This window comes from Desulfovibrio piger (genome assembly GCF_012843875.1).
GTDB lineage: Bacteria > Desulfobacterota > Desulfovibrionia > Desulfovibrionales > Desulfovibrionaceae > Desulfovibrio.
Window position 1 is genome coordinate 1 of sequence record NZ_JABAFY010000046.1, and the last position, 18,301, is coordinate 18,301.

14 protein-coding genes are annotated in these 18,301 nt (G+C 64.6%); 9 read left to right on the forward strand and 5 right to left on the reverse strand.

Translation table 11 applies throughout. The features are described from left to right. Positions 1 to 250 precede the first annotated feature (250 nt). Positions 251 to 1,087, reverse strand: a complete 837-nt coding sequence (locus tag HF854_RS10095; protein ID WP_168936165.1) for a split-Soret cytochrome c — start codon at positions 1,085 to 1,087, stop codon at positions 251 to 253. Positions 1,088 to 1,514: 427 nt separating this feature from the next. On the opposite strand from HF854_RS10095, the gene dnaK reads away from it, so the two are divergent. From dnaK to gatA, 5 genes are all read left to right on the forward strand, one after another. After that, on the forward strand, positions 1,515 to 3,431 hold the full coding sequence (dnaK, locus tag HF854_RS10100; RefSeq protein ID WP_168936166.1) for a molecular chaperone DnaK: 1,917 nt from the start codon (positions 1,515 to 1,517) through the stop codon (positions 3,429 to 3,431). A gap of 117 nt (positions 3,432 to 3,548) precedes the next feature. Then, positions 3,549 to 3,872, forward strand: coding sequence for a hypothetical protein (locus HF854_RS10105; protein ID WP_168936167.1), 324 nt, complete (start codon positions 3,549 to 3,551; stop codon positions 3,870 to 3,872). Between the two features lie 545 nt (positions 3,873 to 4,417). Next, entirely contained in the window at positions 4,418 to 5,824 is a 1,407-nt protein-coding gene (locus tag HF854_RS10110; protein ID WP_168936168.1) for a type 1 periplasmic-binding domain-containing protein, read from the forward strand. A 23-nt stretch (positions 5,825 to 5,847) separates the two neighbouring features. After that, a complete protein-coding gene (gene gatC / locus HF854_RS10115) occupies positions 5,848 to 6,144 on the forward strand; it encodes an Asp-tRNA(Asn)/Glu-tRNA(Gln) amidotransferase subunit GatC (protein WP_006007921.1) in 297 nt (98 codons plus the stop codon). Positions 6,145 to 6,156: 12 nt separating this feature from the next. Next, complete coding sequence (gene gatA / locus HF854_RS10120; protein WP_168936169.1) at positions 6,157 to 7,617, forward strand: Asp-tRNA(Asn)/Glu-tRNA(Gln) amidotransferase subunit GatA; 1,461 nt, start codon at positions 6,157 to 6,159, stop codon at positions 7,615 to 7,617. Positions 7,618 to 8,242: 625 nt separating this feature from the next. Here gatA and HF854_RS10125 read toward each other — a convergent pair. The 4 genes from HF854_RS10125 to larC form a co-directional block, all read right to left on the reverse strand. Further along, entirely contained in the window at positions 8,243 to 9,529 is a 1,287-nt protein-coding gene (locus tag HF854_RS10125; RefSeq protein ID WP_168936170.1) for an L-cysteine desulfidase family protein, read from the reverse strand. Between the two features lie 294 nt (positions 9,530 to 9,823). Then, positions 9,824 to 11,053, reverse strand: a complete 1,230-nt coding sequence (locus HF854_RS10130) for a dicarboxylate/amino acid:cation symporter (RefSeq protein WP_168936171.1) — start codon at positions 11,051 to 11,053, stop codon at positions 9,824 to 9,826. Positions 11,054 to 11,223: 170 nt separating this feature from the next. Next, a complete protein-coding gene (locus tag HF854_RS10135) occupies positions 11,224 to 11,748 on the reverse strand; it encodes a hypothetical protein (protein ID WP_168936164.1) in 525 nt (174 codons plus the stop codon). 122 nt (positions 11,749 to 11,870) lie between these two features. Continuing rightward, entirely contained in the window at positions 11,871 to 13,031 is a 1,161-nt protein-coding gene (gene larC / locus HF854_RS10140; RefSeq protein ID WP_168936172.1) for a nickel pincer cofactor biosynthesis protein LarC, read from the reverse strand. A 153-nt stretch (positions 13,032 to 13,184) separates the two neighbouring features. Here larC and HF854_RS10145 point away from each other — a divergent pair, with 153 nt between their 5' ends. The 4 genes from HF854_RS10145 (at position 13,185) to HF854_RS10160 (ending at position 18,183) form a co-directional block, all read left to right on the forward strand. Then, positions 13,185 to 13,841, forward strand: a complete 657-nt coding sequence (locus HF854_RS10145) for a CBS and ACT domain-containing protein (RefSeq protein WP_168936173.1) — start codon at positions 13,185 to 13,187, stop codon at positions 13,839 to 13,841. Positions 13,842 to 14,067: 226 nt separating this feature from the next. Further along, entirely contained in the window at positions 14,068 to 14,385 is a 318-nt protein-coding gene (locus HF854_RS10150; RefSeq protein ID WP_006007905.1) for a TusE/DsrC/DsvC family sulfur relay protein, read from the forward strand. A gap of 149 nt (positions 14,386 to 14,534) precedes the next feature. After that, positions 14,535 to 16,997: a penicillin-binding protein 1A gene (locus HF854_RS10155; RefSeq protein ID WP_168936174.1), complete on the forward strand. Its 2,463-nt coding sequence runs from the start codon at positions 14,535 to 14,537 to the stop codon at positions 16,995 to 16,997. Between the two features lie 289 nt (positions 16,998 to 17,286). Further along, positions 17,287 to 18,183: a tRNA (adenine-N1)-methyltransferase gene (locus HF854_RS10160; protein WP_168936175.1), complete on the forward strand. Its 897-nt coding sequence runs from the start codon at positions 17,287 to 17,289 to the stop codon at positions 18,181 to 18,183. Positions 18,184 to 18,301: the final 118 nt, after the last annotated feature.

Here is an 18,301-nt window from a genome sequence, read left to right on the forward strand (position 1 = left end):
TGTGCATCTTTTCTTGCCGCCGTTCAAATCAGATGCATATCTTTGTGGGCAAACATAATTTGACGACACTATCTAGAACGAAGAGAAAGCCCGCAGGCCGCCGGCGTCACACCGTCGACCGGCGGGCAGGGCGTCCGGCCATACGGCCGACAGGAACCAGCCAAACGAAAAGGGCGCAGCTCCTTGGAGCCGCGCCCTTCTTTTTATCCTATGCTTTCAGGCAGGTATGCCCGGCAGCGGGATTCCGGACCTAGGGATGGTTTTCGAACTTGTTCAGCAGGGGTTCCGCGCCGTTGTGGCAGGGGGTGCAGTCCATGACGCCCTTGGCCCAGTTGGCATCGTTGCCCTTGGTCTGATGGCATTCGCCACAGCCGCTCACGGCGGGCTGCACGGCGAAGGTACCCTTGTAGTTCTTGCCCTGTTCGATCTTGGCGTTGAAGATCTCCACGGCCTTGTAGGCCACGTCGGCGGTCAGACGGCCGCAACGTTCGCTGCGGGCCTTGCTGGTGGCTTCGATCTTGTTGGCGGCACACCATTTGGACACGGAGATGTGGCAGAGCACGGAGCCGGAAGCGTTGTTGGGCAGGTCGCCCTTGACGCCCTGGGCCAGGTCGCCGGGGTTGTAGATGGGCAGTTTGGTCACTTCGTACCAGCGGTACAGCTCGTTGACCATGGGGGTGCGTTCCTTGCGGCCCCAGAACAGGGCATAGGCCGCAGCAGCACCGTACAGGGCGCCGCAGATGGTGCCCCAGTCGGAGATGCCGCCCTTGTTGGCTTCCAGCATGCTGAAGGGGAACTGGTTGTACGGGGCGCCGTATTTTTCGCCCAGCAGACCGATGATGCTGTAGAAGGCACCGTAACCACAGGCGTAGCCCTTGTACCAGTAACCTTCATAGGCCACCTTGGCGCATTCCTTGGGATCCAGCTTGTGGGGCTTCCAGCCGAATTCGCCGTTGACCTGCTCGAAGCGCTTGGCCGGAGCCGCCGCCTGGGCGATGCTGCCGCCGGTACCCACCAGGGCCGCCACGGCCCCGCCCACGGCCAGACCACCGAGGCCACACAGGCAATTGCGTCTGCTGTTGTCCATATATCCTCCTTCTTCGGCGCGTTGCGCCCTTCATGTTAGTCGTTACTTTTTTCACTACATTTTTCCAGCGAGGAAAGCAAGGCCGTATCGCATGGAACAGGGGTACTTTTCCTCCGCTCCGGTCGTGTCCCGCCCCTCGGCAAACGGCCCCGCTCCCCTGCCGGTCATGCCGTCATGAGGCGCTCCCGCCCGCCCCTCCCGGCCTGGGGACAGGGCCTGCCGCCAGTGCCGGGCGTCTGTCCTTTCATGATTGTCCATCCTCCGCGCTTCCCCTTTCCTCCCTGCCCGTATGCCGGGCCCACAGAAAAAAATTTTCATTTGCCACTGGACGAGCACGCAGAAAGACTTACTTAGAGGACGCAAGCGAAAGAGACGCCGCCAAGGCGTTCACCGATACAGTTTTTATTTCTCCGAGGAGGATCCACATATGTCCAAAATCATCGGCATCGACCTTGGGACCACCAACTCCTGTGTCTACGTCATGGAAGGCAAGGACCCCAAGTGCATCACCAATCCTGAGGGCGGCCGCACCACTCCCTCCGTGGTGGCTTTCACCGATAAGGAACGCCTGGTGGGCGAGATCGCCAAACGTCAGGCCGTGACCAACCCCAAGCGCACCATCTTCGCCATCAAGCGTCTGATGGGCCGCAAGTACGCTTCTCCTGAAGTGGACCGCTGGAAGGAGCATTCCCCCTACACCATCACCTCCGCCGCCAACAGCGACGCCGGTGTGGAAGTGGACGGCCGCACCTACACCGCTCCTGAAGTTTCGGCCATGATCCTGGCCAAGCTGAAGGCCGACGCCGAAGCTTACCTGGGCGAACCCGTGACCGAAGCCGTCATCACCGTGCCCGCCTACTTCAACGACGCCCAGCGTCAGGCCACCAAGGACGCCGGCCGCATCGCCGGTCTGGAAGTGAAGCGTATCATCAACGAACCCACGGCCGCCTCCCTGGCCTACGGTTTCGACAAGAAGGCCAACGAAAAGATCGCCGTGTTCGACCTGGGCGGCGGCACCTTCGATATCTCCATCCTGGAAGTGGGCGACAACGTGGTGGAAGTGCTCGCCACCAACGGTGACACCTTCCTGGGCGGCGAAGACTTCGACCAGCGCGTCATCAACTACCTGGTGGAAGAATTCAAGAAGGAAAACGGCATCGACCTGTCCAAGGACAGCATGGCCCTGCAGCGCCTGAAAGAAGCCGCTGAAAAGACCAAGAAGGACCTGTCCACCTCCATGGAAGCGGAAGTGAACCTGCCCTTCATCACCGCCGACCAGACCGGTCCCAAGCACCTGGTGGTCAAGCTCTCCCGCGCCAAACTGGAAGCCCTGGTCAGCGACCTGGTGGACCGCACCATCGCTCCCTGCCAGAAGGCTCTGGCCGACGCCGGTCTTTCCCCCAACCAGATCGACGAAGTCATCCTGGTGGGCGGCATGACCCGTATGCCCCTGGTGCAGAAGAAGGTGGGCGAGTTCTTCGGCAAGGATCCCAACCGTTCCGTGAACCCCGACGAAGTGGTGGCCATGGGCGCCGCCATCCAGGGCGGCATCCTGGCCGGTGACGTGAAGGACGTGCTGCTGCTGGACGTGACGCCCCTGTCCCTGGGTATCGAGACCATGGGCGGCGTGTTCACCAAGCTGATCGACCGCAACACCACCATCCCCACCCGCAAGAGCAACGTGTTCACCACGGCCGCTGACAACCAGCCCTCCGTGTCCATCCACGTGCTGCAGGGCGAACGTCCCATGGCGGCCGACAACATGACCATGGCCCGCTTCGACCTGACCGGCATCCCGCCGGCACCCCGTGGCGTGCCGCAGATCGAAGTGACCTTCGATATCGACGCCAACGGTATCGTCAACGTGTCCGCCAAGGATATGGGCACCGGCAAGGAACAGTCCATCAAGATCCAGTCCTCTTCCGGTCTGTCCGAAGAAGACATCCAGCGCCTGGTGCGTGAAGCTGAAGCCCACGCCAGCGAAGACAAGAAGAAGCAGGAGACCATCGAGGCCCGCAACCACGCCGACAGCCTGATCTACGGCACCGAAAAGTCCCTGAACGATCTGGGCGACAAGGTGGACGCCGCTGTGAAGAGCGACGTGGAAGGCAAGATCGCCGCCCTGCGCAAGACCATGGAAGGCGATGACGCCGCCGCCATCAAGGCTGCCACCGAAGAGCTGGCCAAGGCTTCCCACAAGCTGGCCGAACAGCTCTACCAGCAGCAGGCCCCCAACGGCGGCGCCCAGCAGCCCGGTGCGGGCGCCAACCCCGGCGCCGGTGCCGCCCAGGGCAACAACAACGACGACGTGGTGGACGCCGACTTCACCGAAGTGAAGAAATAATCCCCATACCCTATGCATCTCAGGGACGGCCCTTCGGGGCCGTCCCTTTTTTTATGCCCGCGGCCTCTTTTGTTCCTTGGCCGGGGGTGCTATCCTGGAGGGAACCAAGGAGTGCCTATGCGTACGCATCCCGCTTTTGTCAGGCTCCTGCATGTCCTGGCCCTGATCCTGCTCTCCGGGCTCTTCGTCCTGGGGACAGGCTGTGTGCATGACAATGACCCCTGGTATGACGACCCGCCACCGCCGCGCCATCACCGGCAACCGCCGCCACCGCCGCACCATCACCGGCAACCGCCGCCACCGCCGCACAGGGCCCAGCCCAGCAAGCCTGCGCCGCCGCCCCATGTGTCTCCCCGCCCGGACCCCCGCCACGGGGACAACAAGCCCGTCCCGGTCCATGACCGCCGCGACGACAGGCGGGACCATCCCCCGCGCCGCTGATCCCCTTTGCGGAAGCTCCGGGGAGCTTCCGCATTTTTCGTCTCCGGCCCCGCACAGGGCATGGAACGGGGATGGCCGCAGCCCCGCACACGGCCTGCAACAGGCCCTGCGCACACCGCCGGCCACTGCCGGGAAACGCTTTGTCGGGACAAGGATATTTCCTGCCATGACGCATCTTTACAAAAATTTTTTTTTGCTGCATAATTTTCTGGATTTGCAGATGGTCCCTCCTTCCGGCACGCCGGAAGACCTCCATATTTGTGCCTCCCACAGGCACAGCCGCGACGCGCTCCGCTCCAATCCAATCCTTGGGCGCGTCGCGTTTTTTTGTCCCTTCCCCCTCCCCGCCTGCCTCTCTCCCGCCCCTTGCGCCACGCCGCAGAGCGGGCTATGATTCCAGACTTGCCCGGGAACGCCGCTCCTGCCCGTCCCGTGCCCGGCAGCATGTCCGTCATGCCGCCTGCCTGAGGCATGCCATCACCGGCCATCCGGTCCCGGCCCGTCCCGCGTCCGGAAACGACGCATCCTTTCAGCCCTGTACTGCCATGAAAAACAGCTGCTCGCCCCGCGTTTTTCTCCCGATCCTGCTGCTCCTGGCTCTGGCGCTCAGCGCCTGCCAGTTCTCTTCCTCCGCTCCCAGCAAGGCTCCGGCTCCCAAGCCCGCCACGCCCACGGGGCCTCACATCGCCCTGGCCCTGCCCAGCAGCGGCCCCTATGCCGGCGTAAGCGCCAAGATCCGCAACGGCGCCGAGATCGCCCTGCGCGAACTCCAGGCCGGCGGTCTGCTGGCCCAGCTGCATATGGTGGATACCAGCAAGCCCGACTGGAACGCCCAGCTTGCCGCCCTGCCCCCCAACTGCGTCATGGTGGGCGGCCCCCTGCAGGCCCCCGTCTTCAAGCAGCTCCAGACGTCCGGCATGCTGGAAAAGCGCGTCTTCTTCGCCTTCATGCCCAGCCTGCTGCCCGGTGACGAAGGCGTGCGGGCCTGGCGCTTCTTCCACAGCCCCCAGGACCAGATCGACCGTCTGGTGAGCTTCGTCACCGAAGACCTGGGCCTGCGCACCTTTGGCGCCTTCTATCCCACGGACAACTACGGCCCCCGCATGACCGGCCTGCTGGACCAGAAGCTCACCGGCATGGGCATCACCCTGCATTCGGCCAGCTACACGCCCGGTCAGTCCAGCACCTGGAGCGGCCAGGCCGCCACGCTCATCAATCCGACCACCCAGGAGAACATCACCGCGCCCATCCCCCAGACGCAGTTCGAGGCGCTCTTCCTGCCCGACTCCTGGAAGAACATGAACCTGCTGACCACCAGCCTGATGTACAACGGCGAGGACCGCCTCGTGCTGCTGGGCACCACCCTGTGGGAGCAGGGCCTGGACGGCAAGACCGTGGCCGAGCCCGACCGCTATGCCCTGGCCGTCTTCCCCGCCGCTTGGGACGCCACGCAGGCCCCCGCCGCCCTGCGGGCCCCCGGCACCGATTTTTGGGTGGCCCTGGGCTATGACTTCGTGCGCTTTGCCGTGCGCATGGCCTTCGACAGCCGCCCCCCGGCCGCCACGGTCAATGCCCAGGCTGCCAACATGAAGATCCAGTGGGCCATGGCTCCCCTTTCCTGGGACGAAAAAGGCATCGCCCACCAGAAACTGCATCTGTTCCAGCCCGGCGCCAACGGTATGGAGCCGCTGGATCTGACCCGCTTCCGCAACATGCGTGAAGCCATCCTGCAGCGTGCCGCCCTGCGCATGCAGGGGCTGCCCACCGTGGACGAGCAGGGCAACTCCCTCATCCCAGGCCTGCCCGGCATGTCGGCCGGCCCTGCCGTGCTCAACACGCCCGCGGCCACGTCCCCGACGCCCGGTGTGGCGCCCCTGTCCACCACGCCCCAGCCGTCGTACAAACTGCGCCTTTCGCCGGCCACCACCGGCACAACCCGTACCGCCCGATAACGGTGCACCTCAAGGTAGATCCCATGTCCGAAAACAAGAATATCAGCCAGGACGTCGTGGCCCACATGGCCCAACTGTCCCGCCTTGCCGTCAGTGACGAGGAAAAGGCCCTCTTTGCCCGCCAGTTCGGCGACATCCTCGCCTATATGGATGTGCTGGCCCAGGTGGACACCAGCGCCGTGGAACCCCTCTACAGCCCCGTGAGCCATGCCACCCCCATGCGCGACGACCAGCCCGAGCGCAAGCGTCGCCGTGAGGACGTGCTGGGCAACGCTCCCGAACATGATGAAGACTATTTCATCGTGCCGCGCATCGTCTAAAGGAGACGCATCATGAACGAGATCTGCTCGCTGAACCTGACCGCGCTGGCCGATGCCCTGCAAAAGAAAGAGATCGGTGCCGAAGAAGCCACCCGCGCCTGCCTCGACCGCATCGCCGCCACTGAAGAACGCGTGGGCGCCCTGCTCCATGTGGATGCCGAAGGCGCTCTGGCCCGTGCCCGCCAGCTGGACGCCCAGGGCCCCGACGCCTCCCAACCCCTCTGGGGCGTGCCCGTCACCGTCAAAGACGCCCTGTCCACCCAGGGCATGCCCACCACTGCCGGTTCCCGCATCCTCGAAGGCTACATGCCCGTGTACGACGCCTTTGCCGTGCAGCGCCTGCGTGAGGCCGGTGCCGTGATCCTGGGCAAGAACAACCTCGATGAATTCGCCATGGGCTCCACCACGGAGAATTCCGCCTACAAGACCACGCACAACCCCTGGGATCTCCAGCGCGTGCCCGGCGGCTCCAGCGGCGGTTCCGCCGCATCCGTGGCCGCCTGCCAGTGCTTCGCCTCCCTGGGCTCCGATACCGGCGGCTCCATCCGCCAGCCCGCCAGCCTTTGCGGCTGCACCGGTATCAAGCCCACCTACGGCCGCGTGTCCCGTTACGGCCTCATCGCCTACGGCTCCTCCCTGGACCAGATCGGCCCCCTGGGCCGCAGCGTGGCCGACTGCGCCCGCGTGCTGGGCGTCATCGCCGGTCATGACCAGCGCGACGCCACCTGCGATCCCCGCCCCGTGGACGACTATGACGCCGCTGCCGCCGCGCCTTCTCTCAAGGGCGCCCGCCTGGGCCTGCCCAAGGAATTCTATGCCGAAGGTCTGGCCCCTGAAGTGCGCGCCGTGTGCGAAAAAGCCATCGAAACGGCCCGCGCCGAAGGTGCCGAGATCGTGGAAGTGAGCCTGCCGCATACCAATGCGGCCATCGCCACCTACTACATCATCGCCATGGCCGAAGCGAGCTCCAACCTGGCCCGCTTCGACGGCGTGCGCTACGGCCATCGTGCCGCCGACGTCAAGCAGCTGGCCGAGCTCTATGTGCGCTCGCGCAGCGAAGGCTTCGGCCAGGAAGTCAAGCGCCGCATCCTGCTGGGCACCTATGTGCTCTCCTCCGGGTACTACGACGCCTACTTCCGCAAGGCCGCCCAGGTCCGCCGCCTCATCCGCGACGAATATCTGGCCGCCCTCGAACAGTGCGACGCCCTGCTGGCCCCCGTCTCCCCCGTCACGGCCTGGGAAATGGGCTGCCACAGCGCCGATCCGCTGCAGATGTACCTCATGGACGCCTACACCCTGTCCCTGAACCTGGCCGGTCTGCCCGGCCTGTCCCTGCCCGTGGGCATGGCCGCCGAAAGCAGGATGCCCGTGGGCATGCAGCTCATCGGCAAGGCCTTTGACGAAGCCGGCCTCTTCCGCCTGGGCGCCGGTCTCGAAGCCGCCCTGCCCGGCATCGGTCTGGCACAGCTGTAGGTCGTAACGTCAGACTCAAAGGGAAAGCTGAGGGGGAGGGACACCTTTTCGGGGAAAAGGTCCTCCCTCCAGCCAGCTCTCGATGCCCGTAACTTCCTTCGTCGTAACGGGCACGGCCCTGGTCGGCCTTTCCCCCTCCCTTCCAAAACCTTTTCTTCCGATCTGCATGCAGGTCCCCGTCTTCGGATGAAGGACCGCCAGACGAGAGGAGCCCGGTCAGGAACTGACCGGGCTCCTCTCGTCTGGACTTTTTTTGCAGGGAGCGAAGGCGTCCCGCAGTCCTCCTCCTGCCCCTTGGGCCGCAGCCCCCGACTGCCCCAAGTGGATGCCATGGTACACAGTGGAGGAAACACGGCCTGCCCGGTCCCCCACCCTGCCAATGCAAAAGCGCCCGGTCGTTGTGACCGGGCGCTTTTTATGCCTGAGCAAGGCCAAGCGTGCCATCTCCCTCCATGTTCTCCAGGGGACTGGCCATCTTTTTTTCCGCCTGTGGCGTTACGCCACCTGCCAGGGACCAGAGCAAAAGTTTTGGGAAGGGAGAGGGGAGCATGAGGGGAGAGGGAGGACCCTTTTCCAAAAGGGTCCTCCCTCTCCCCTCAGCAAACGTTTTCTTCAATCATCCTGCCTAGGACTTCTTGAGCATGATATCCAGGATGACCTTGTCGGCCTCCTTCATGCCCGTGGAGCCCAGACGGCCCAGGTTGGCGATGCAGACTTCGATATCGTCATCGGTGATGCCTTCGTTGCCGGGCACCACGGAGCCGTCCAGGGCCAGCATGACGGCCTGGATGCCCGCGCCCACGGCGGTGGCCACCTTGAGGGCGCAGCTGCTCTTGGCGCCGTCGCAGATCATGCCCGCCACGTTGCCCACCATGTTGCGGATGGTGCGTTCCATGACCGCCAGATCGCCGTCCAGCAGCAGGGCGATGCCGCAACCGGCGGCCGTGGCGGCCACTATAGCGCCGCAATGGGCGGACAGGCGACCCAGATGATGCTTGATGTGGATGGAGGTGAGGTGGCTCATCATCAGGGCGCGGGCCAGATCCTCGTTGCTGCTTTCCTGCCGGATGGCGCAGGCCACCACGGGCATGGTGCAGGTGATGCCCTGATTGCCGCTGCCCGAATTGCTCATGACGGGCATCATGACCCCGGCCATGCGGGCGTCGGCCGCGGCGGCGGTCAGACGGATGGCGAAGGTGGGCAGGTCATCGGAAAGGATGTGCTTGCGCACCCGGGCATCCATGGATTTGCCCACGCCCAGACCGTACTGGCTGGAAAGGCCTTCCTCGGCCACCTGACGGTTCATGCGCGCGGCTTCAAGGATGAAGCTGATCTCTTCCAGCGGCGCGGTGGTGGCGAATTCGTAGACCCGGGCCAGGGTCAGGGGCCAGTCGGCGGGCGTAGCTTCGTTGGCTTCCGCAGGCATATGGTCTTCCACCAAGGCGCCGTCCTGCCAGACACGGGTGATGTTGTCATGGCTGTCACGCAGCTCGGCGGCGGCGCTGTGCCCGTCGGCATGGGCCGTGACCAGGCAGTACAGCAGCAGGTCGTTGTCCGGCAGGTGCAGTTCCACGGCGTCGGCGGCCACCATGGCCCGGGCGGCTTCGGCCTGCGCGGGATCGAGCGAGGCCAGGCACTCCAGGCCAAGGGCGCTCTTCCCGCCCAGGGCACCGGCAGCGGCGGCGATGGCCAGGCCCATCTCGCCCGTGCCGGGGACCATGACGCCCATGCCGTTCTTGAGCAGATTGGCGCTGACGGCCACGTCCAGGCGTTCCGGCTTCCGGCCCAGCGCCTCGGCGGCACGGGCCGCGGTCAGCGCCACGGCGATGGGTTCGGTGCAGCCCAGGGCGGGCACCACTTCCTGATGCAGCAGGGCCAGGATGGCCTGCCTGTCGGCAAGAGACAGACTCATGCATTCTCCGGGCCTGAGGCCCACGATGTAGAAGGTTGGAGCAAGGAACGGGAGACAGGCTCCCGGGGATAGCGGGCGGATGCCCTTTTCGGCAACGCCACGACGCGGACAGCGGGGCGCCACTTTCGGCGGACACCCGTTCAGGGATCCCGGCAAGACAGGGGACGCACGGGCAGCCACGAAGGGGAAAGGACTGCCGGAGAGGGCTCAACAAGACGGGAAAGGCCCGGAGACAGGGGCCGGAGCGTACCTGCCGCCGGGCCCCTCCCCGTCAAACGATCGAAACTGAAACGGCTAGATCTTTTCCGCCGGGGCCACGTCCTGCAACGGTCCAAGCTCGCCATTGCGGTTGAACAGGCCTTCCAGCATCAGGGTCAGGGCGCCGTCGCCGGTCACGTTGCAGGCCGTACCGAAGCTGTCCTGCAGGGCAAAGATGGCGATGAGCAGGGCCACACCATTGGGGTCGAAGCCCAGCACGCCGGTCACGATGCCCAGCGAGGCCACCACGGTACCACCGGGCACGCCGGGGGCACCCACGGCAAAGATGCCCAGCAGCACGCAGAAGAGCAGCATGGTGCCCACGGAAGGCAGGGAACCGTACAGCATCAGGCTGATGGTCATGACAAAGAAGGTCTCGGTCAGCACGGAACCGCACAGATGCACGGTGGCGCCCAGGGGCACCATGAATTCCACCATGGTGCGGCTGAGGACGGAGGACTTGCGGGCGCATTCCAGGGCCACGGGCAGGGTGGCGGCGCTGGACATGGTGCCCACGGCGGTCAGATAGGCAGGCGCGTAATGGCGGAAGACCTGCGAGGGATTGCGGCCGGACAGGGCGCCGCCGATGCCGTAGAGCACGGCCAGCCAGATGAAGTGGCCCACGATGACGATGAGCACCATCATGATGAACACGGGCAGGTGGCGGCTGAGGGAGCCCTCATAGGCCAGGCCCAGGAAGGACAGGCCCACGAAGAAAGGCAGGATGGGGATCATGATGCGGTTGACCAGGGCGGTCATGATGCGTTCCATCTCGCAGAAGATCTTGCCCAGGGTCTCGGACTTGGTCCAGACGATGGCCACGCCCATGGTCAAGGCCAGCACCAGGGCGCTCATGACGCTGAACAGCGGCGGGATGTCCAGACGGAAGACCATCTCGGGCAGGGAGCGCAGGGTCTCGGTGCTGGTGGCGATGGAGAGGTTGGGGATGATGCAGTAGCCGGAGATCATGGAGAACAGGGCCGCGCCCAGCGAGGAGACGTAGGCCAGGGCCACGGCCACCAGCAGGATCTTGCTGGCGTTCTGGCCCAGACGCACGATGGCGGGGGTGATGAAGCCCACGATGACCAGGGGCACCAGGAAGAAGATGATCTGGCCGAAGATATGGCGCAGGGAGACCACCACGTCCATGACGTGCTTCAGGGAGCCTTCGGCGTTCTCGCCGATGTACAGACCAAGCAGGGCGCCAATGATGATGCCGCCCAACAGTTTGAGAATAAGGGAAAAATCGCCGACCTTAGCAGCCATCCTGCACCTCCGGGGGGTTAAGATACGCAAACCATAGACACCGTGGCTACCGTAGCGCAGGCCAGAGGCTTTTGCAATGTGCCGTGCCGCATGGCCTGCTTTCCCCGACAAAAAAGGAGGTCTGCAAAGCAGACCTCCTGTGGATTCCTTAACCGGAAAAAGACAGTGCCCTAGCGGGGACGGGGACCGTCAGGCCGATGATCGGGCCGCGGGCCGCCGGGACGCGGGCCGGGGCGGGGACCATCATGGCGCGGGCCGCGACCGTCATGGATGCCGGGGCGCGGGCCGGGACGGTCACCGGGGCGATGATAGCCCGGGCGCGGGCCGTCGGGGCGAGGACCGGGACGGTGGTAACCCGGACGAGGACCGGGGCGGTCACCGGGACGGTGATAGCCGGGACGGGGGCCAGGACGGTCGCCGGGGCGATGGTACCCGGGGCGAGGTCCGGGAGGGGGCCCCTTTTTGTAGTGTCCCTTGGGACGGGGCTTGTCCTTGTACCAGCCTTCATGGCGGCCGTTGTCGTTGCGGGCCACCAGGGTCCCGGGCAATACGCCCATGTGATCCACATGATCCGCGACCACGGGCATCCCGTCAGCGACATGCTGCGCGGCCTGTCCTTCATCCGCAAAAGCGAACGTAGCCATACAGGCCAGGGCCAGGGCCGGCAGCAACAGACGAAAGTTCTTTGCGCTCATGGCAAAACTCCTTGCGAGTCGGGGACTGCCCGTTGCGGGCAGATTTGCCCCACATTTCCCGCATAGCATTCCCGCAGGAACGGAGCAAGGCTAAATATTTTTACAGGTAGCGGAAAAAATTTTCATTTTCTCCCAAAGCGCAACGCCGGGGCCCCCAGTCCGAGGGCCGTCGCCTGACGGGCCACGGCGTCGGCCTCCGGCCGGACATACATCCTGCCTTCCAGTTCATATTCCTTGGCCGGCTGGCTGGCCCCGCCGCAGGCACAGGTCGTGGCCCTGCGGGGCAGCACCAGACGTTGCAGCAGCTGGCGCCGCAGGCCCAGGGTATGCGTATGCCGCAGGACGGCCCGGGCGACATTTTCCGTATCGGCAGGACGGCAAAGCACCCGCAGCAGGCCCGCGGGACGATTCTTCTTGCCCGTGCCCGGCAGCCACAGCACGTCCAGCACATCGGCGGCAGCGGCCAGCTGCTCCAGGGCCGTGCCCAGCTCCTCGCCGGTCAGATGGTCGAGATGGCACTCCAGCTGCATCACGTCTTCCTCGCCCCCCTGGCCGTGATCGACCTGCCGGGGTTCCCGGGCCTCCACGAGCCAGGCCCGCAGGCCGGTGGGCGCCGGACGCGCGCCGTAGCCCGTGCCCATGCCCAGCAGGCGGCCTTCCGGGCCTTCCACGAATTCGTCCACCAGCACACGGGCCAGGGCCGCGCCGGTGGGGGTCACCAGCTCCGTCTTCGCGTCGGTGGGGTACACGGGCAGCCCGCGCATGAGGTTGGCCGTGGCGGGCGCGGGCAGGGGGATCTCGCCATGGGCACAGGTGATGCTGCCCCCGAACCAGGGCAGCGCACAGGCCGTCACCCGCTCCACGCCCAGCTGGTCCAGCGCCCAGCAGGCGCCCAGGATGTCCACCAGGGTGTCCACGGCGCCCACTTCATGGAAATGCACCTCTTCAGGGGCGATGCCGTGGGCCTCGGCTTCGGCCAGGGTCAGGGCCTCCAGCACGGCCAGGGCCTTGTGGCGCACCCTGTCGGCCACAGGCACGGCGGCAAAAATGGCGGCGATGTCCGCCGGGTGCCGCAGGGGCTGGCCCTCCGCCTCCCAGCTGACCTCCACCCGGCAGCCGGGACCGCCGCCCCGCTCTTCCTGCCAGACCTCCAGCCGGCAGGCCACGCCCGCCTGTGCCAGCAGGCCCGGCAGGGGGGAAAGGTCCACACCAAGATGGGCAAGGGAGGCCAGGGTCATGTCCCCGCTCATGCCGTGACTGCAATCAAGGAAAAGATGCTGCATCTGATAATGACTCCGTTATGAAACTCCGCGCTGCCACTTTTGCTTACAGGCTTGTTTGTGGGCGCAGCTTGGTATATGGTGAGAGGACAGGACAGAAAAGGGAACCTTCCCGCCCGCGGTATGCCGCAGGGTCTCTGTTCAACAGGAGGATCCATGCTCGTAGAAAACTGGATGGCTACCAACGTCATTGCCGTCAAGCCCGACACGTCCCTGCTGAAGTGCCGCAACCTGCTCAAGGAACACCAGATCCGCCGCCTGCCCGTGGTCGATGACCAGAACCGGGTGGTGGGTATCATCTCCGACAGAGACGTCAAGGGCGCGTCGCCCTCCAAGGCCACGGCGCTGGAAGTGCATGAAATGCAATACCTTCTGGCAGAACTCAAGGCCAAGGACATTATGACCGCCAAGCCGGTCACTATCAAGCCCTGGGACAGCGTGGAGCAGGCGGCCATCATCATGATGGACAAAAAGTTCGGCGGTCTGCCCGTGGTCTCCGAAGACAACAAGCTGGTGGGCATCATCACCGACCAGGACATCTTCAAGCTGCTGATCAACATCACCGGTGCCCGCGTGGAAGGCATGCAGTTCGCCTTCGAACTGCCCGATACCCCCGGCAGCATGCGCGTGATCTTCGATACCATGCGCAAGCACAATGCCCGCATCATTTCGGTGCTGTCCTCTTATATGGAAGACAACAAGCGCCAGATCTACGTCCGTATCCGCAGCATGGAAGAATCGGCTGTCGAAGCCCTCGTCAAGGATCTGGAAGCGACCGGCACGCTGCTGCTGGCTGCTCCCTATGACGTGTAGCTGACCGCCTCCCTGAAGGAAACAGCAGACGCAAATCTTCGTATATGCGTAGGTTTTGACGGTTTTTTCAGGGCTTGCCAAGATTATTTTTTTGTGGCAAAAGAAGTGTGCATTTGCGATTGCAGAGCTTTCGCAATTAATGGGGAATGAGCCGAACACCATATGCTTCGGCTGTCTGGCTCGGGCCGCAAGGCCCGAATAGAGCAAACGTCCAAGGAGGACACGCATGGCTGAAATTAGCTTTCAGGGCAAAACCTTCGAAGTTGATGAAGACGGCTTCCTGCTCCGTTTCGACGACTGGTGCCCGGAATGGATGGAATTCGTGAAGGAATCCGAAGGTATCGCCGAAATCACCGCTGACCATCAGAAGATCCTGGACTTCCTGCAGGACTACTACAAGAAGAACGGTATCGCTCCCATGGTCCGCATTCTGTCCAAGAACACCGGCTACAAGCTGAAAGAAGTGTACGAACTGTTCCCCTCCGGCCCCGGCAAAGGCGCCTGCAAAATGGCTGGCCTGCCCAAGCCCACCGGCTGCGTGTAGTTCTCAGCATTGCTTGAAAGGCGGGGCTTCGTCCCGCCTTTTCCCTTTCAGGCGTCCCCTCTCGCAGGCGGACGCCTTTTTCTTTCCCGGCCCGCGGCGCCCCGCGCCCTCCCTTTACGCGCAGACAAAAAAACGGTATCCGCCTTGCCATGAACGTAAAAAAAGTCTTCCTCTGGTCCTTCGGTCTGCTGTTCACGCTGGGCATCCTCGGCTGTGCCGCCGTGGCCGGCCTGTTCTACTGGGCCTCACGCGACCTGCCCGACCTGGAACGCCTTACCGGTTACGAAGCCCCGCAGGCCACGGTCATCCTGGCCCGTGACGGCTCCACCATCGGCACCCTTGCCACGGAAAAACGCTACAGCATCACCCTCAAGGAGATGTCTCCCTGGCTGCCCATGTCCTTCCTGGCTGCGGAAGACGATTCCTTCTACCAGCATCATGGCGTCGATCCCGTGGCCATCGTGCGTGCCTTCATCTACAACCTGCGCAACAAGGCCTCCGGCGGCGGCCAGCAGGGCGGCAGCACCATCACCCAGCAGATCATCAAGCAGCTCCTGCTGAGTTCGGAACGCAGCTATACCCGAAAGATGAAGGAAGCCATCCTGGCCTACCGGCTGGAGCACACCGTCAGCAAGGACGACATCCTCCAGACCTACCTCAACTATATCTATCTGGGACAGCACTCCTACGGCGTGGAAGCCGCGGCCCGTACCTATTTCGGCAAGCACGCTTCCGACATCACCCTGGCCGAGAGCGCCGTCATCGCCGGTCTGCCCCAGGCCCCCAGCCGTTACAATCCCTTCCGGCATCCCGAGGCCGCCAAGGCCCGCCAGATGTACGTCCTTGGCCGTCTGCGCACCCTCAAGTGGATCACCGAGGAACAGTACCAGCAGGCCATCAACGAGCCCCTGGTCTACTGGAGCATGCCCGAGAACCGCGGCGGGGCCTCCAAATGGTATTTTGAAGAAGCCCGCCGCCTGCTGGTGGAGTTCTTCACCGAAGAGAACCTGCGCACCCTGGGCATCGATACCCTGAAGAGCGGCGAGGAATACGTCTACACCGCGGGCCTCACCGTGCGCACCGCCATGGACCCCGTGCAGCAGGATGCCGCGGGCGCCGCCCTGCGCCGCGGTCTGGAAGAACTGGACAAGCGCCAGGGCTGGCGCGGCCCGGTCAAGAAGCTCTCCCCCGCGGAGGTGACCGAGTTCCGCGAAAAAAGCACCTTCGCCCCCGCCGACCTCATGGGCAAGGCCTGGGTGCAGGCCGTGGTCACGGCCGTGGACGCCAAGGGCGCCCGCGTCCTGCTGGGCAAGGGCTACACCGGCTATATCCCCGTGGCCAACATGTCCTGGGCCCGTACCCCCAACCGCAAGATCTCCGGCTGGGGGGCTCCCGCCGTGCGTGACGCCCGCAAGGTGCTGAACGTCAACGACCTGATCATGGTCTCGGCCGCGCCCGTGACCGTCCAGGCCGAAGGCGGCAAAAAGGGCAAGGCCGCCACCAAGACCGTGGACTTCGATCCCGCCACGGCCTCGCCGCAAAAGCCCATCACCCTGCTCCTCCAGCAGGAGCCGCTGGTGCAGGGCGCTCTGGCTTCCGTAGAGACCCAGAGCGGCGACGTGGTGGCCCTCATCGGCGGCTACCAGTTCGGCGACAGCCACTTCAACCGCGCTACCCAGGCCCGGCGTCAGCCCGGTTCCAGCTTCAAGCCCGTGGTCTACTCCACGGCCCTGGACTTCGGCTTCACGCCCACGTCCTCGGTGCTGGACGGCCCCTTCGTCTACGTGAACCCCTACACCAACGAAGTCTGGCGTCCCGGCAACTACGAAAAGAACTTCCGCGGCATCATGCCGCTCTATGAGGCCCTGACCCTTTCCCGCAACACCTGCACCGTGCGCCTGGCCCACAAGGTGGGCATCAGCAACGTCATCCAGCGCGCCAAGATGCTGGGCCTCGAACCCCACTTCCCGCAGGAACTGTCCATCAGTCTCGGTGCCGTGGCGGTCTCGCCCCTCAACCTGACGCAGGCCTACGCCGCCTTCGCCAACCAGGGCCTGGGCGTGCGCCCGCGCATCATCACCTCCATCACCGACAACAACGGCCGCGAGCTCTACCGGCAGGACATCCAGCACTGGCAGGCCCTCACCCCGCAGAACGCCTACCAGATGGCCACCCTGCTCAAAAACGTGGTCAACTCCGGCACCGGCAGCCGCGCCCGTGTGGACGGCCACGTCATCGCCGGCAAGACCGGCACCAGCAACGACGAGAACGATGCCTGGTTCGTGGGCTTCTCGCCCTCGCTGGTCACGGGCGTCTATGTGGGCTTCGACCAGCTCCAGTCCCTGGGCAAGCAGGAACAGGGCGGGCGTACCGCGGCCCCCATCTTCCGCTATTACCGCAGCCAGATCGAAGACCTGTACAACGACCAGCCCCAGGACTTCACCATGCCGCCCGGCATCACCATGCAGGACGGTCTGGCCTTCCAGGGCGTGCCCGGCCCCGGCCTCTCGGCCATCGACAACGCCAGCGAGGACCCGGCCACGGGCAGCAGTACCCCGGAGACTCCCGATACCTCCGGTGGCGGTGAAGACCTCATGCGGCAGATGTTCTAGCTCCTGAAACAGGGCCGTCCCCACAGGGGACAGTTCTGAAAAACAGACACACGCACACTGCGGGGCCTCCTTCCGACGGATGGAGGCCCCGCCTGATGTACCCGAAGCCTCCGCAGCACGGGCTGCGGCGCTGCCACATAGCACAAATCGCCCTGCCCCGCCCCTTCGCGGACAGGCAGGCCCGGACCATAACGAAAGGCCCCGGCCGCCGGCAGCCCCTGCCCTGCGGCGCCCCTTTCCGGGCAGTGCCCGCGCCCTGCCCCGACCCACTCCAACCACAAGGAAACACATGATCCCCTACGGCTCTCTGGTGGTCTACGTCACCCCCAACAAGGACCGGCGCTACATCAAGCGCCTTGAGGAAGGTCAGGACTGGCACAGCAACGACGGCGTCCTCAGCGCCGAAGCCGTACACGCCGCCAACTTCGGCAGCGAAGTGCGCACCAGTCTGGATATCCCCATCCGTGTGCTGGAAGCCACCCTGCACGACCGTCTCAAGGGCCTGAAGCGCCAGACCCAGATCATCTATCCCAAGGATATCGCCTACATCTGCCTGCGCCTCGGCGCCGGTCCCGGCCGTACCATCATCGAGGCCGGTTGCGGTTCCGGCGGCCTGACCACCGGTCTTTCCTGGTTCTGCGGCCCCACCGGCCGCGTCGTCAGCCACGAGGCCCGCGAAGAATTCATGAAGCTGGCCCGCCGCAACCTCGAATGGGCCGGCGTGGGTGACAACGTGGAGATTGTCCACCGCGACATCGCCGACGGTTTCTGCATCGACAACGCCGACGCCCTCTTCCTCGACGTGCGCACCCCCTGGGAATACCTCGACCACGCCGTCAAAGCCGTGAAGCCCGGCGCCATGTTCGGCTTCCTCGTGCCCACTGTGGACCAGGTCAGCAAGCTGCTCATGGGTCTGGAAAAGGGCCCCTTCGCCGACATCGAAGTCTGCGAGATCCTCATGCGCAACTGGAAGCCCGTGGCTGACCGCCTGCGCCCCGAAGACCGCATGAACGCCCATACCGGATTCCTCATCTTCTGCCGCCATCAGGAGCGCAGCGCCGACTTCGAATACAGCCGCCCCCTGGGCACCCGCCAGCGCAAGCAGGAAGCCGCCCGTCAGGCCCGCCTTGCCGAGAGCGGCGCCAATCCCTACGACGACGGCGAGACCGCCGGCGACGACGAATAGTTTCCGCAACGCTGTTTTGAACGAGAGGGGGGAGGGACGTTTTTTGTGGCAGATTGTCAAATGAATTGCACCGCAAGCAGGATACCCTTTTCCCGCAGCTGCTCGACAGTCGAAAGAT